This is a genomic window from Paenibacillus sp. FSL F4-0125 (genome assembly GCF_038008565.1).
GTDB lineage: Bacteria > Bacillota > Bacilli > Paenibacillales > Paenibacillaceae > Paenibacillus_AQ.
This window is the reverse complement of sequence record NZ_JBBOZJ010000001.1, coordinates 743,928-758,895: the sequence shown is the minus strand read 5'-3', so window position 1 is coordinate 758,895 and position 14,968 is coordinate 743,928. Positions and strand designations below refer to the sequence as shown.

General features: G+C 42.8%; 12 protein-coding genes. 5 read left to right on the top strand and 7 right to left on the bottom strand.

All coding sequences use genetic code 11. The annotated features are described in order from the left end of the window. Positions 1–44: 44 nt before the first annotated feature. The 6 genes from scfB to NST74_RS03385 form a co-directional block, all read right to left on the bottom strand. A complete protein-coding gene (gene scfB, locus NST74_RS03410; protein ID WP_341110388.1) occupies positions 45–1,439 on the bottom strand; it encodes a thioether cross-link-forming SCIFF peptide maturase in 1,395 nt (464 codons plus the stop codon). A 122-nt stretch (positions 1,440–1,561) separates the two neighbouring features. After that, on the bottom strand, positions 1,562–1,711 hold the full coding sequence (scfA, locus tag NST74_RS03405; RefSeq protein ID WP_076098734.1) for a six-cysteine ranthipeptide SCIFF: 150 nt from the start codon (positions 1,709–1,711) through the stop codon (positions 1,562–1,564). 465 nt (positions 1,712–2,176) lie between these two features. Continuing rightward, entirely contained in the window at positions 2,177–2,746 is a 570-nt protein-coding gene (locus NST74_RS03400) for an SF0329 family protein (protein ID WP_341110387.1), read from the bottom strand. A gap of 300 nt (positions 2,747–3,046) precedes the next feature. Then, the gene (locus NST74_RS03395) at positions 3,047–6,067 is read right to left on the bottom strand and encodes a DUF4855 domain-containing protein (RefSeq protein WP_341110386.1); all 3,021 of its coding nucleotides are present in this window, start codon (positions 6,065–6,067) and stop codon (positions 3,047–3,049) included. A gap of 340 nt (positions 6,068–6,407) precedes the next feature. Then, positions 6,408–7,196 (bottom strand): response regulator transcription factor, encoded by a 789-nt coding sequence (locus NST74_RS03390; protein WP_339289163.1) that lies wholly within the window; start codon positions 7,194–7,196, stop codon positions 6,408–6,410. Beyond that, the gene (locus tag NST74_RS03385) at positions 7,165–8,802 is read right to left on the bottom strand and encodes a sensor histidine kinase (protein ID WP_341110385.1); all 1,638 of its coding nucleotides are present in this window, start codon (positions 8,800–8,802) and stop codon (positions 7,165–7,167) included. The genes NST74_RS03390 and NST74_RS03385 overlap by 32 nt, the downstream gene beginning before the upstream one ends. A 224-nt stretch (positions 8,803–9,026) precedes the next feature. On the opposite strand from NST74_RS03385, the gene NST74_RS03380 reads away from it, so the two are divergent. Then, a complete protein-coding gene (locus NST74_RS03380) occupies positions 9,027–10,817 on the top strand; it encodes a flavocytochrome c (protein ID WP_341110384.1) in 1,791 nt (596 codons plus the stop codon). A gap of 549 nt (positions 10,818–11,366) precedes the next feature. On the opposite strand, the gene NST74_RS03375 is transcribed toward NST74_RS03380, so the two are convergent. Further along, positions 11,367–12,233, bottom strand: coding sequence for an AraC family transcriptional regulator (locus NST74_RS03375; RefSeq protein WP_341110383.1), 867 nt, complete (start codon positions 12,231–12,233; stop codon positions 11,367–11,369). 190 nt (positions 12,234–12,423) lie between these two features. Here NST74_RS03375 and NST74_RS03370 point away from each other — a divergent pair, with 190 nt between their 5' ends. Genes NST74_RS03370 through NST74_RS03355 form a run of 4 tightly spaced genes read left to right on the top strand, consistent with a single transcriptional unit; the run spans position 12,424 to position 14,903 of the window. After that, positions 12,424–13,083 carry a THUMP domain-containing class I SAM-dependent methyltransferase gene (locus NST74_RS03370; protein WP_341110382.1) on the top strand — a complete coding sequence of 220 codons (660 nt, stop codon included), beginning with the start codon at positions 12,424–12,426 and terminating at the stop codon, positions 13,081–13,083. Then, the gene (locus tag NST74_RS03365; protein ID WP_341110381.1) at positions 13,067–13,453 is read left to right on the top strand and encodes a TRM11 family SAM-dependent methyltransferase; all 387 of its coding nucleotides are present in this window, start codon (positions 13,067–13,069) and stop codon (positions 13,451–13,453) included. The genes NST74_RS03370 and NST74_RS03365 overlap by 17 nt, the downstream gene beginning before the upstream one ends. Positions 13,454–13,459: 6 nt before the next feature. Further along, positions 13,460–13,918, top strand: a complete 459-nt coding sequence (locus NST74_RS03360; protein WP_341110380.1) for a GyrI-like domain-containing protein — start codon at positions 13,460–13,462, stop codon at positions 13,916–13,918. Between the two features lie 58 nt (positions 13,919–13,976). Next, positions 13,977–14,903, top strand: coding sequence for a phosphotransferase family protein (locus NST74_RS03355; RefSeq protein ID WP_341110378.1), 927 nt, complete (start codon positions 13,977–13,979; stop codon positions 14,901–14,903). Positions 14,904–14,968: the final 65 nt, after the last annotated feature.

The following is a 14,968-nucleotide window of genomic DNA, read 5'->3' as shown; positions in this document are numbered from 1 at the left end:
AAGTGTCTATTTCTCGGTTATGGTTTATTGATCCGTTATTTTAATTAGTTAGGTTGTTCTTCCATCGCTCTAATGGATTCATCCACCTTTACCATCATGGAACATTCAACTCTTTTGCGGAAGACGTCACAGCTGAAGTCATAGGTTCCGACCAGAGAACCCGTCGCGTGCAGTGCATTGGCAGGACAACCACCGCTGCAGTAGAGTTTAGCCCAGCAGTCCTTGCATTCCGGCTTCGAGTAGCAGTTGCTCTCTTGGAATTGACATTGCAGCTCAGGCTTTGTGATGCCATCCCAGAGGTTCCCCATGCTATACTCTTCATCCCCTACGAACTGGTGGCAAGGAAAAAGCTCTCCCCAAGGGGTGACGGCAAGATATTCGGTTCCTGACCCACAGCCAGTGATTCTCTTCTGGATGCAAGGCCCTTCTGAGAGATCAAGCATGTAGTGATAAAAGGTAAACCCCTTGCCTTGTTCACCGCGACCGATCATTTCCTTGGCGAGAATTTCGTACTGGTTGTATATCTCCGGCAAGTCCTCCTCGGTAAGTGCATAGGGCTCCTTTGGATCACAGATGACTGGTTCCATAGAGATTTTGTCAAAACCAAGGTCTGCGATATGAAATATATCGTTGGTGAAATCGACATTGTTACGAGTGTAAGTTCCTCGAACATAGTACTCTTGGTCCCCGCGCTTACGAACGAATTCCTTGAACTTCGGAACAATATGATCGTAGCTGCCTTTTCCGTTAACCGTTTGGCGCAGCCGGTCATGAACCTCTTTTCTTCCATCCAGACTCAATACGACATTGTACATTTCCTGATTTAAAAACTCGGTGACCTCATCGTTCAGCAACATCCCGTTCGTCGTGAAGGTGAAGCGGAACTTCTTTTTGTATTCTTGTTCTTTACTTCTTGCATAAGCTACGATCTGTTTAACCACTTTCCAAGCCAAAAGCGGCTCCCCGCCGAAAAAGTCGATGTCCAGGTTTCGATGATGGCCCGAATTTTCAAGCAGGTAATCGATAGCTTTTTGTCCAACCTCATAGCTCATGATCGCTCGGTCTCCGTTGTATTTCCCCTGGCTGGCGAAGCAATAGTCGCATGACAGATTACAGGTATGCGCAACATTGAGGCAGAGCGCTTTGACATAAGTTTTTCGTTTTTTTAAATCAAGCGAGAGGTTCTCATACTCATCTTTTGTAAAGAGCTGTCCATCTTTTATAAGCTCCTCGATATCCACGATGGTTTCTTGAATGTCGCTCTCAGAAATACTGGAATCATGCTTATATTTATCCATCATCATAGTCACGATTTTGTCGACAGGAGTTTTCTCATAAAGTTCTATAATTTCATATGCCAGGTCATCAACAACATGCACCGAGCCACTATAGGTATCGAGCACGATATTGTATCCGTTTAGTTTATATTGATGAATCATACTTACTAATCAAGCTCCTTTTGCACACAAGTAGAAACGGCTTTGCCATCCTTTAGAGGAAGCGTCCATTTCTTAAAAATAGCCGCCCATCAGCAGAGCAATGGGCGGTAAAATTCCGAATCCTATCTGTTCATTGCATTTTCACACTTCTGGTTTGCAACGCCGCAGGAAGTTTTACAAGCGGACTGGCAAGAGGTCTGGCATGCGCCGCATCCGCCGTGTTTTGCGGTATCCATCAGTTTACGGGTGCTCAGTGTTACGATTCTTTTCACGATAAATAACTCCTTCTGTAATTTCTTGTGATCACTTTCACTTAATTTCCATGGAACATCGTAGCAACCTGACGTAAGTACGTCTATGATTCCCGTCACCTAGCAGAGCAGAGAGGGATTAAACATAAGCATCAACGCTCATTTTCATGCTTGTGATCGTAGGATGCGGCAGCGGGAACCAGAGTCAGTGCAAAATTAAAAATATGAAACAAAAAAGAGACGGCAATGATGCCATCTCTTCAATAACGATTTTTCCTCATACTTGTCCGTAAAGTCCAATAAATATAAGGATCTCATAGCACTGTATCCTTCCTTACCAGTAGAGCGACACTCTCCAACTCCATATGCACCCTATGCGAACATCCCTCTCATTATCATGGCTATTGTTATGGCGGAAAGAAGTCGCGTAGAATTAAGGATTTTTGTAGGGAGTGTTTCGTGAATATTCAATGAAGTTATTTATTTTTATAATGTACTACGCCTTAGTTCATAAAAATATTGCACAATTGGATGCTTTAACTTCATCTTGTCGCTCATGTTTAAAATTCGCTTTTTCCCAACTCGTCTGTCCACTATAGCTAGAATATTCAATAAGATATCATTGCTTTCTAAGCTCTCCTCTATGGAAATAGATAAATACTTAGTAGCTATAACAATAAAGTTCGATTTACTTAATGATGTCTGTGCTGACAAAAGCTCCTTTGCAACTTCTGATATTTTTCTGCTTCTTGCAATGACTATTAGCCGATCCTCCGGGATGATCCCCTTACTATCTTTTCTAACCGCTTCAATGTCTTCATGGTTAATAGGAATTTGAAGATCTGAATCATTCTTAATCTCCTGCTCCGTCTGATACCATCTAATTGAGCTAGTTCTATCATTCATTTTGAGTACGTTCTTTTTATCTACCGAAATATAACAATCCCCTGATTTATCAGGTAAATAACGGTAACTGCTTGCGCGATATTCAACCCTGCCGTATAACGCAGGACAGAGAAAACTCTCCAGTTGTTGCTTCAATTTGCTCCAGGACATGTATCCTCCTATGTTTTATGTTATAAATACCTGTTGAGGCAGTCGTTCTATTATACAATACATAATACAATCCCACTAAAACCTGAATCATATCTTGATATTCCGTCTTATCATCACTTCTGTATATAGAAACAAGCCGATTAGGTATAGACCCCGTGGTCTGGCACCTAATCGGCTTGTTATGTTACGCCTCAAACGTTTTCACTTCGGTTATTACTCTTACTTGGACAGATAATTCGATAACCGGTACAGGAAGTTTCAGCGCGGGTCGTATTGCTGCTTGGATGGATTATTTCTCCATTACTTATCGTGACCTTTACCCGGGTTTTCTTTTGAGTATTCAAAGGTCACTTTTACAGGCTCGCTCATATAGCCAGTCGATAGATACGCCTCATTGGTTCCCTTTAAATTACCCGTAAGTTTGAATGTGAATTGGAAGCTTCCCGCGACTGTACTCTTCGTCTCATCTTCGAGTTGAACCTTGCCTTTCGGATCAAGCACCATCAACTGCACATTTGTAAGGACGCCATTCATCAGCAATCCATCAATCGTTACTTTTTTCGCTTCCTCGTCAACCTTTACTTGTATGCCCTCAATGCCTTTCACGTCTACAGCACCCGAGAGGTTATAGACACCAAACTCGTAGATGGAATATCCGTAATCGGTTGCTCTTTTTATGCCTTGTAACTTCATGTATCTTGCCTTGACCGGGTTGAACTGAATCGTTTCTTTGCCATCATGCGCGGTAATAATTCCGTCATTTGGCATGACATTGATCCAGTCCTGCTTATCGTTCGACACAAGAATTTTGTATTTATCGGCACGAGCATATTCCCAATCAATTCGAACCGTATCCATTTCCTTCTCTTCATCGAGATCAACCAGGAACCAAGTATTGTCCACGTATTCACTCGCCCATCTTGAAGCAGGGAATCCATCGACGGCTTTAGCCGGTGCATAATTCGCATTATTGCCTTCGGTCGACGAAGCTTCTACCGTTTTATTCTGCGCCAAATTGCCTATTAGGTAATAGACGCTTTCCTTCAGCGTATTGTACGCCTCATCTTTTATCGTACCCGCCTTCTTGAATTCATCCAGCTTTGCGTTAAAGCCTCGGAGATATTTGGTGACTTGCGCTGCATCGTTCCCTTCATAGCGCATCATCATTTCCAAATAGTTGTTCAAAGAACGCACCGTTGCAGAATTCGTAAATTGCTTCGCTTTTTCGAAGCGGTCGACTAGCGCTTTCATACCAGATGCATTCGTCGTTGCTTCGATAACATATGACTTTGTCACCATACGCCCCGCGGTAACGGTAATGTTAAGCTCATGTTTGCCAAGCTTGCCTGCAAGCGGAATAACGGTACCCGCTGTATAAGGCTTGCCGTCATACGTCGCCGTCACCTTCGTCAGACCATCATCCGTTCTAAGCTTCCATGTAAAGGATACGGATTCTGAATCGGGCAGCTTCATCCCGCTCTGGAACGGATTGCCGTTCATCTGCATGTCTACCTCGGAAGGCGGAGCCTCATTGATCTGATACGTTCCTTTAACAAATTGATACAGCCAGTCGTAAAGAACGCGTGTCGCTGGATCTTTACTTACCGCGGTGTTATAGACTGCATTGTTGCCTTGATAATACGATTTGAAGCCATCCTTCATGAGCCCTGTCTTCGCACCACTGTTCAAGTAATCGATATACCGCTCGCGGAACACGCCGTCCGTCAGCATCCGATCATCGAACTCGAGTTCATTGGACATGCCATACTGCTTCGCCAGATTCGCAGAATCCTCCAAACGTTCGATATCCGTCGGCTCGAAGAAGTAGTTCGGTTGGATCGTCACCGCATCGAAGCCGACATCCTTCCACATGAACGCTTTATAAGCGAAGAAGTGCGGAATCCAGAAGAACTTCAGGTCCTTGCCGCTAATTTGCATGTCATGCAGGGTGCTGCTCACCGACCGGATCAGATCCGGTCCGGATTGGCTTGTGCTGATTTGCTCTTCGAACCAGTACATACCTACAAGCTCGAGGTTAGCGTAACCTTTCGCTTCCCATCTCGATTTGACTTGCTGCAGCCACCATTGAACTGCTTTTTCACGGTTCGCAAGGGCTTTCTCTTTGCCAACGGAATCATTGAAGTTCAGCGATTCTCCACCTTGTTCAACAGCTCCGAAATTAGTGATCGATTCACCTGGATCCGGAATCATGAGGACAACCTTTTCCTTCACGCCAGACTCGTTCAGCGCATCGGATACTTCCTTAGCCGCTTCGTTTAACGCATCCATATCACCGCCTACAGCAAAGGTTTTATCCAGATACCATTTCCAATCTTCCATATAAGCCCGCCCGCCGAAATCACGACCTGGATTTGGAGAGTTAATGCCAAGATACAGGACGCCGTCGAAGAGTCGATCCTTAATCTTGCCGTCCTTATCGACATAACTAATATTCGGAATGATCCGTTCTTTCGTCCAGATGCCTAAGTCATTCGCATATTGCCCGTTATACAAAAGTCCAAGATGCTCGATACCCGCTGTCGCCTCGCCTGCCGCCAAGAATTTCGGCGTATGCGTTGGAACAGTTACAGCTCCGGCAACTTTGCCGTCTTCACCGAGGATTTCAATCTCATCCACGAAGGTCATTGCACGCGTATGCATTGTGAATGTCACTTTCACATAGCGAGCATGAGCGATCTTCGCATCTGGGCCGATCGCTTTGATACCGTCCTTGCTGCCGTCCCACACATAGGTCTCCGTGTATTTGCCGTCATTCCACAGCTTCTGCGTGGCATTGTCTTTGAGCAGTCCCCAGTTCACCTTGTCATCGGAGACGTACATCGATACCGTGAGTGGCACGAGTACATTGTTCGTTGGCCAATCTTCGAGGAAATTGGCTTTAATACCCGTGATGGATTTCTTCGCCCCCAAATCAAACACAACTTCGCGTGTCTTACCCAAATGATGTCCAACCCATGCTACGTCGGATCTATTGCTTGCCCCATATATACCATCCGTAAGTGTGTTGCCTTCATCCGGATAGGAAGCTTCCGGCTCTTGCGACCACTCATAAGATAAGCCCGCTGCAAGATTGTGATATACCGCCCCATACACTGACGCAATAACACCCTCCGTACCCGCTCCCGGTAGGTCTGATGGATTCATCACCTCGACCGGATCGGCTTCGCCCGGCGGGTTCGCTGGTGTCTGTTCCTCTATCTGTGTAGGCGACAGCGCCTCTGCCGCTTGCGCGATCGGCATCATCGTTACGATCATGATCGCAACCATGACGAGAGCTACCCATTTTCTACTCCTCTTCATATCGTACTAACTCCCTTCTGATTTTTGAGTCAAGAAACATCAATCTCCTAAATGGTATGTGCTTCCATTTCAGCTTACCTCGATGCTCCTTCCTCCCTTCCGAGATTCCGACACGTCATAGAAGCTTATAACATATGTCAATGTCCTTAAAGTAACATTATGAAAAGTGGCCTTTCTTTCAAATAGATAATTAATGACATTGGGTATACACTTGTTGACATGAAGGCCATCAACTGTCCTCCAAGCAATCTGCCAAATAAAAAACGCAACCCCTCGAGGTTGCGTCGTGTTTATATATGGTCGCGCCTAATTGCTGTGGCGTTCTACTTAAATTGATGCCCTATCCATAACCGATCGGATGCTTTTTATACTCTAAGGGGCTTGAGCCGACTCTATTTTTAAACACACGACTAAAATAGTACTGGCTCTTATACCCTACCTTCACGGCCAGATCCCCGATTTTGATATTCGGCATTACGTCATCCAGAATCTCCTTCGCCTTCGATATCCGAAGCTCGGTGACATAGTCAAGGAATGAAGCACCGATTTCTTGCTTCATACGCTTGCTAAGATAGGTTTGGTTGATATGAAATAGCGATGCTACTCGAGTAATAGACAGCTCCGGATCCTGATAATGACTGTCAATATACTCGATCACTTTTTGGATAAGCACTGTTCCATCCCCTGTATACCCGGGAAGCCCCAGCTCCTTATCCACCCTGCTTTCATGTGAATGCAAAGGATATTTTACCTGAAGATGCTCATCGATCCGATGAAGCAGCTTGTTCAGATCACTCTTCGGCACAGGCTTCAATACATAATCGAATGCTTGCAGTTGCACGGCTTGACGCGCATATTCAAAGTTATCGTAGCCACTGATGATTACAACTAGAACCGACGGGCAGCGTTCGCGCAATATATTTATCAGATCGAGCCCATTCATATTCGGCATGTTGATGTCCACAAGACATACATGTGGTGGGGCTTCCTCCACCATATTCAATGCTTCGTTTGCACTTTTCGCTTCTCCTGCAACTTCAAAAAGATACGAACTCTCCTCAATGTATTGTCGCAAGCCTTTGCGAATGATCGTTTCATCATCGACGATGACAATCTTCCACATCTTCATTCCGCTCCCCTTCCAAAGGTATTCGAATGACCATAACGGTAATGCCATCTTCGCTCTTCACTGCAAGGCCATATGGCACCCCGTAAGCTAGTCGAATGCGATGGTTTACGCTGTATAGCCCAAAGCCTGTGGCAGAACGATCATATTTATCATCAAGAAGGGCTTGATTCATCTGTTCAAGCTTCTCTTCAGGAATCATAACCCCATTATTTTTAACCTTAATGACCAAATCATCGACCTGTTTATATGCTGTGATCGAAATTTTGCACTTTTGATCCCCAAGTGGCTTAATCCCGTGATAAATCGCATTTTCCACCAACGGCTGCAGCATGAAGCGAACGACTTGGCACTGAGCAAGCTTTTCATCATATCGAAGCTCGTAGTCCAGAATCTCCTCATATCGCACGCCTTGAATATGAAGATAACTCTCGACATGGTACAACTCCTGATCAAGCAGAATGTAGGGACTGCCTGTGCCAAGCCCTAATCGGAAATATGCGCTAAGCGCTTCCACCATCTCCACCACATTGTCTGCTCCATGTTCCGTTGCCATCCACTGGATCGTATCCAATGTGTTGTATAAAAAGTGCGGCTTGATCTGCTCATGAATCAGTCTGAGTTCCATCTTCTTTCGGTCCTGCTCCACAGCGTATAATTGAACAAGCATGTCATTGAAGCTTCGCCCAAGATCGCCGATCTCATCCGAGCGCATAACATCTGCTCGTATGGTTTGATTGCCTTTCTGCACATTTTCCATTACCTGGCGAAGCGACTGAATTGGACGAATAATGGAAGAAGCAAGCAGCATCAGAAAGACGATAAACGCACTACCGATAAGAACGCCTACCAGCAATGCAGTCCGCTGGGTTTTGATCACCGCTAGCGATAGACTTGAATTCGGTACTTCGAGTACTAGCTTCCAGCCTTCCACATTTTGAATTGGAGCCTCAAATACACTTATGCTCTTCTTATCTGCTGCATCATCCGCTCCATCTCCTTCACCCAGCTCTCTGCAATCGATGATAAGCTGGCCTGACTGGTCATATAGCATTACATCTTGAGCAATCTCCTTCATCTTCTTGACGGAGACGGCTGCGGCAATATAAGCTACCTCATCATTCACCGATGGATTCACGCGATACAGAATGACGACGATTTCAGCTGCATTCGCTTTGGATACGATAGGATTGCTCACCACATAATTGGAATCTGAATTTAGCAGTAGTTTTCGATAGTAGGGTCGGTTTAGTATCGAAAAAGGCTTATCCCTTGCTGACCAGGAATCTCCGTGAATATCCACCACGCGTATGGATTCGTACTCTACTTGTTTTTTCGCCTCGAACTTATTGATCTCTTGCAGCAATTCATCTCGTGTCCAATGATGGTCCGAAGCTAGAGAAGCAAGCATGTCTATCTCACCGATGCGCTGATTAAACCAATAATCGATCTGGTCGCTGCGTGCATTAACCACTTGCTGCGTTAAGTTCTTATTCAAAGGGACAACCGTATGGTTCATCTCAAAATATATTGTTACAAGCAATGCAACGAACAGCAGCAAGAAGCAGCCTCCTGCGATTAACGTAATTTTGAAGTGAATTGTTTTCATTGTAATCATAGCCCTTCACAATATCCGTTTCTTACATGCCCGAAAAAGACAAAAAAACGCTAATCTGTGCAAATACATAATGCTGCACTAAATCTATAATAGGTCTTGTGCATATTTTCACATGAAATAACATTCATGTCTAGGCTAGAGATGAATGATTTGCCTAGCAAATCTTCCTCTCCCTAGTGTATGTAACCAATTCATAACAGAATGAAGGAGATATTATGCGAACTCACACGAAAAAGCTGTTATCTATTCTACTAGTCCTCAGTCTTATGTTCACGCTTGCTGCCTGTGGCGGTAAAGAGGCAGCACCCGCTGCAGATGCAAACGGAGTTCAAGTCTTTGAAGGAGTTGGGCAAGGTAAACATGGCGATATTAAAGTACAAGTTTCCTTATTAGATAACAAGATCACTGACATTAAAGTAACAGAGCATAAGGAAAATGAAGTACTTGCAGAGCCTGTTTATACGCAGCTCAAGCAAGATGTCATGACAACTAACAGCGCAAAAGTTGATGCCATTAGCGGATCTACGGCTACAAGCAAAGGATATCTCGAAGCCATTCAAGATGCAATTACGAAGTCTGGACTTACTCTTGTCGCTGGCGCTGCAGTCAGTGGAAGCAAAGATAAAGAAGAAGCCGAGCAAACCTATGATGTTGTCGTCATCGGTGCCGGGGGTGCTGGCTTTAGTGCGGCTATCGAAGCGAACAGCGCTGGAGCTAATGTAGTTCTGCTCGAGAAAATGCCAGCTGTTGGCGGCAACACATTGATCTCCGGTGGTGAGATGAATGCGCCTGACAACTGGGTTGAACGTGCTCTTGGCATCACTGATGACACGGCTGACTTGTTCTATGATGATACGATGAAAGGCGGAGACAACCTCGGGGATCCTAAGATGGTTCGTATTCTTGCCGACAATGCACTAGCATCTGCCGAATGGCTGCGCGATGATATCAAGGTAGAGTTCTTACCTGATCATCTGTTCCAATTTGGAGGCCATTCCAGAAAACGTGCGTTGATTCCTGTAGGTCATACAGGTGCTGAATTAATTACCAAGTTAAAAGCCAAAACAGACGCTGACCGAATCACGATCAAAACGAATATGAAAGCTGAAACCTTGCTCAAGGACGAAAGCGGCAAAGTAACCGGTGTAACTGCGACTTCGGGTACTGGCGACAAGATCACATTCCATGCGAACAAAGGCGTCATCATCGCTACCGGTGGTTTTGGATCCAATGTAGAGATGCGTAAAAAATATAATCCTAAAATGGATGAAAAATATATGTCTACCGATACACCAGGATCTACAGGTGACGGTATCGTTATGGCAGAAACGATTGGCGCCAAGCTGACAAACATGGAGAATATTCAAACGTATCCAATCTGTAATCCTGAGACAGGTGTTATTTCCCTGGTTGCAGACTCCCGCTTCGATGGTGCGATCCTGATTAACCAAGAAGGCAAGCGCTTCGTTGAGGAATTAGAACGTCGTGACGTTATTTCTAAAGCAATTCTTGCCCAAACGGGTGGATATACGTATCAATTATGGAATCAAGGCATTGAGGATATCGGTAAAACGATCGAAGTTCATCAAGACGAATACGATCAACTCGTTAAACAAGGCTTGCTCTTTAAAGCCGATACGATTGAAGAGGCGGCTGATTTCTTCAAAATTGACGTGAACAATTTGAAAGAAACAATTAATAAAGTAAATGATTATGCGAAAACAGGTAAAGACCTTGATTTTAAACATCGCGGTGGATTGAAATCTCTTGAAAAAGGCCCTTACTACATCGAAAAAGCTGTACCATCCGTTCACCATACAATGGGCGGATTGGTGATCGACGAGAAGACTCGCGTATTGAATGAACAAGGCGAAGTCATCCCTGGGCTGTTCGCTGCAGGTGAAGTAACAGGGGTCATTCATGGTGCAAACCGTCTTGGCGGTAATGCCATCGCTGATATCTTCACATTCGGCCGGATTGCAGGCAAACAAGTTGTAGCAGAGTAATCTTATGTTTGTGTAACTGCTCTATTAATAAGTTAGCTTTAAAAACGTGCAAGATAGTTTGTTGAGTGCAGGTTGACTGCTAACTTTCAAGCTGCACTCTATGACATAGCAAACCGCCCTGTAAGCAACATTGCAAACAGGGCGGTTTATTATGGTGGAGCCTAAGGGCTATGCTCGTCTAACTCGCTGCTTTTTTATCGTTCTCCGTTAGTGGAATTAAAATTGCCCAATTATTTAGTGTCTACTTGACAAGCGTTCCTTCAAATTTCCTAGACTCTGGAAAACTCAAGTAAGCAAAGGGGGTTGAATCACTGTTAAATCCCTCTCCAACAACGCCACTGACTCCACGTGTATGGAGTCTGTCTGTCGGATGCTTTCTAAAAAATAAAAGCGCCCGACAACTCCGCGGATTTTACAATCTTTTAAATTAGCTGAGTGCAAAAAGGATTGCGGATCCGTTACATGCTATAGGTAATGGAGATAAAAACTGCGGCTTGGATACGAAATGCTCAACATATGTTCTAAGCTGCTCATTATAAGCTAAACGGATTACTTTTTCGCTACAGGGATCCAAATTTCGCTTTTATAGTTTGGACTACTAGAATCCCTATCTGTAAATAGAATCTCAGGACCTTCCACAACTTGATAATTAGATGAAGGAAACCATTCAGTATAAATTCGTCCCCATACTTCCTGTATGTCGGCAGGATTACCAAGTACAGTGAAAATTACCCAAGTAAATGTTGCAACATGAAGTGAATCCAGATCTAATAAATCTTTTTTTGTTGTTGCTACACCAATCAGATGATCAAGTTCAGCTTTTTCCTCATTATCTCTTTCCCTAATATTAAATGAAGCACTATATCCTCCTAGAGGTTCAACATTTGCAAGAGATTTCAGCTTGGAGTAAACATCATCTGTTATTTTCGTCAACATTTCTGTTATAGCAGGATTTTCTCCTTTATAAACGAGAGGGATTCTTTCTTTTATACCTGCAATTGTAAATGCTTCTTTATTTTCAATTCGATAATTTAATTCGCTTCCTCCTGTAATGGTTAATTGGAAAGTCATGCGCGGAAAAGATTTCAAGGATTTCCCGGTTTTATTAACCTCGGAAGGGTTAATACCATGCAATTGATAAAAAGCTTTCGCAAACGAATCTGGTGAATGATAGCCATATTTGATGGCAACATCGATAACTTTCCTGGGTTGACCCTTTAATTCAAAACCAGCCAAGGTTACCCGTCTTCTTCTAACATATTCAAGTAATGTAATACCTGCTAAATAGGAAAACATTTTTTTGAAGTGAAATTCTGAACAGCGAGCTATTTTTGCTACTTCAGCCATATCTATATCATTTTCAAGGTTCTCCTCAATATAGGTTAAAGCATCGTTCATATGCTTCAGTAAATTCATGTCTTCCACATCCCATCCTTGATTATCATACCTTTTATCAAAGAAGTGTTCCCGACAATTAGTATTTAATTTTTATCGGGTCTTTGTTCTAACTATTTTAATACTGTAGATCCGACAAAAACAATATCGGCTTTGTCGGGAACATTGATGCCAAACTTGCTAATGTTTGTTTAAGAAGGGGGCTTCTTAAATGAACTATTTTGCTACGATACTACCTGGTTTAGAGGATCTTTTGATTGAGGAGATTAAAGACAGATGCTTTGAAATAGTGGTTACACAAAAAAATCGAGGAAAGGTTTTCTTTACAACCACCCTAGATATTGAACATCTAGAACGTTTAAGACTAGCAAATAATTTATATTTAGTTATTTCTGAATTAGAAGTTGGGTCACACCGGTTACATCTTCATCCATTGCGTGATCAAGTTTCTCGTATAAATCTAAAGCCATTCCTAAATAAAGGGACATATTATTATGTGAATGCCAGCCGTAAAGGATCACATACTTATAGCCGATTTGAAGCAGCTAATGCAGCAATGGAAGGAATAAAAAAACGTTACCCTGACAAAAAAATTAGTATGAATCGTCAGCCTGATGTAGAGTTTCGACTAGATATTGAAGATAGCCGCGGACTTTTTTCGCTTAAGTTAACTCATGCATCCTATCGATTTAGACGAAAGGATAGATGTTTTTCAGCAGCATCACTTTTACCAACTGTCGCACATGCCATGGTGTGGCTTTCAACTCCTGTAGAAGAGGATGTTTTTATTGACCCCTGCTGTGGATCGGGCACAATTTTATGGGAACGATTATCCTATCCATTTACTTATATTGGTGGGGGGGGATATTGAACATCAGGCGCTCAACGTAGCGAAAGAGAATCTCAAGGATACGTTGACAGAAGTCACACATTGGGATGCTCGTCAATTAGCTTTTGCTGATGCTTCTATTGATAAGGTCGTGACAAACCTGCCATTTGGAAGGCAAATTTCATTTGGAAGAGAAACAAATGAAATCAATCGAGCAATATTAATGGAAATATCTCGAGTGACGAAAGTCCATGGGAAAGCTGTCATTCTAACAGAAAATTGGGATGAGATTTTACAAGTTGCTGCGTCATTGCATTTGCGATCAATAAATACGTTCCCGTTAAGTCTCAAAGGATTACACCCTACCATATATGTTTTCGAGAAAGTTAAACACAAAAAATGGAAAGGTTGATAAATAATGAACTTCCGAATTGTGAGTAGGGAATCCTTCAAGATTGTCGGTATTAAAGAGACTTCGCCAATGCATAAAAATGGTGTCTTTGTTCCAGGTATTGATCAAACAACATATAAAGATATGCAAACTTATTTTGAGCAAGTATCTATGGAAAAAGTAGATGAAATCCTGTTTATAGCACTCGACCATACAGATGATCTAGTTGACTATTATATTGGGTTTGAAACAACGGCAGAATGTCCTAATTCTCTTGTAGATTTGATAATAGCTAAGCAGAAGTGGGTAGTTTTTAAACTATCTTCAATATCAACGCGTTCATTGTATAACACCTGGTATTATTTATTTTCAGAATGGTTTCCTGCAAATGGATACGAGCTTGTGGCAAATGCACAATTTTTCCGAGTACTACAAGTGGATGCATCATATGAGCTCTGGGTTCCAGTCGCAAGAAGTAAATTGTAACTATGAATTAATGAAGACGAGAATCAGCGTACATTGTAATAAGGGAGGATGGTAATAGATGACTGCATACGAGAAACCAACATTGGAAACTTCGGAAGTGGAAGTTGTGCTGCGTAAATATTATGGTTCGAATGTGATTGGGGTAACGCCATTAAAAGGGGGTAATTTAAGCGCTGTATTCTCCTTCTCGGTTTTTGATAAGGAATACGTTATTAAATTTAGCGACTTAGCAGGGAGTTTTGAAACTGAAAGATTTATTTCAGGCCTCTTAACATCACAGGGAATCCCGTTTCCTTCTTGTCTCGGGCTAGGTAAATTTGAATCATTTAACTATCTAATTTCAGAAAAGATCAGTGGACTCAATCTGGCAAGCTGCTCTCCTGAGCAACAACGCCAATTGCTTCCGGAGGTCATTCAACTTCTAACTCGGATGAACCACGTTGAGTTAGGCAAAACACACGGTTATGGATTCATAAATACGAGCGGGGATGGTATATATAATTCTTGGAGGGAACATGTAATTGCTATTAATTCAGAGGATCAGGTGGGTACCTTCTGGGATGGGTGGTACAGCTTATTCAAAACTTCTTGTCTGGAGAAAGATGTGTTTGATGAATGTTATAACCGTTTATTGGCCTATTCCAGCTATAATGAACAGCATCGGTATTTTATTCATGGTGATTTTCATCAGTTTAATATTTTATCTGATGGTCAACGTATAACCGGTATTATCGACTCTAATGGTAAATATGGTGATTTTCTTGTCGATCTTGCAACATTAGACTGGCACTTGAGGAAACTTGATGTGATCCAGGAATACCAGTGTTATCAGCAACAGGTTGGCATTTCCATTCCTAATTTTAAGGAAAGAATCATTGGGGCAAAATATTACAATGGATTGATCGGATTACGCTTTTATGCAAAGATGGGATGGCATGATGCTTATAACGGACTACGCGAAGAACTTTTAAGATTGACCAATTAATACTTATATGAAGTTCCGCTAAAAGATGCGATAGTTAAAACTGTAAATAGGAGAGCTCTCATATT

Excerpts from the sequence above, each read along its gene's own strand:
- NST74_RS03400 (WP_341110387.1), bottom strand. The coding sequence starts at position 2,746 with ATGTCCTGGAGCAAATTGAAGCAACAACTGGAGAGTTTTCTCTGTCCT.
- NST74_RS03390 (WP_339289163.1), bottom strand. The coding sequence starts at position 7,196 with ATGAAGATGTGGAAGATTGTCATCGTCGATGATGAAACGATCATTCGC.
- NST74_RS03355 (WP_341110378.1), top strand. The coding sequence starts at position 13,977 with ATGACTGCATACGAGAAACCAACATTGGAAACTTCGGAAGTGGAAGTT.
- NST74_RS03375 (WP_341110383.1), bottom strand. The coding sequence starts at position 12,233 with ATGAATTTACTGAAGCATATGAACGATGCTTTAACCTATATTGAGGAG.
- NST74_RS03360 (WP_341110380.1), top strand. The coding sequence starts at position 13,460 with ATGAACTTCCGAATTGTGAGTAGGGAATCCTTCAAGATTGTCGGTATT.
- NST74_RS03395 (WP_341110386.1), bottom strand. The coding sequence starts at position 6,067 with ATGAAGAGGAGTAGAAAATGGGTAGCTCTCGTCATGGTTGCGATCATG.
- NST74_RS03370 (WP_341110382.1), top strand. The coding sequence starts at position 12,424 with ATGAACTATTTTGCTACGATACTACCTGGTTTAGAGGATCTTTTGATT.
- NST74_RS03380 (WP_341110384.1), top strand. The coding sequence starts at position 9,027 with ATGCGAACTCACACGAAAAAGCTGTTATCTATTCTACTAGTCCTCAGT.
- NST74_RS03385 (WP_341110385.1), bottom strand. The coding sequence starts at position 8,802 with ATGAAAACAATTCACTTCAAAATTACGTTAATCGCAGGAGGCTGCTTC.
- scfB (WP_341110388.1), bottom strand. The coding sequence starts at position 1,439 with ATGATTCATCAATATAAACTAAACGGATACAATATCGTGCTCGATACC.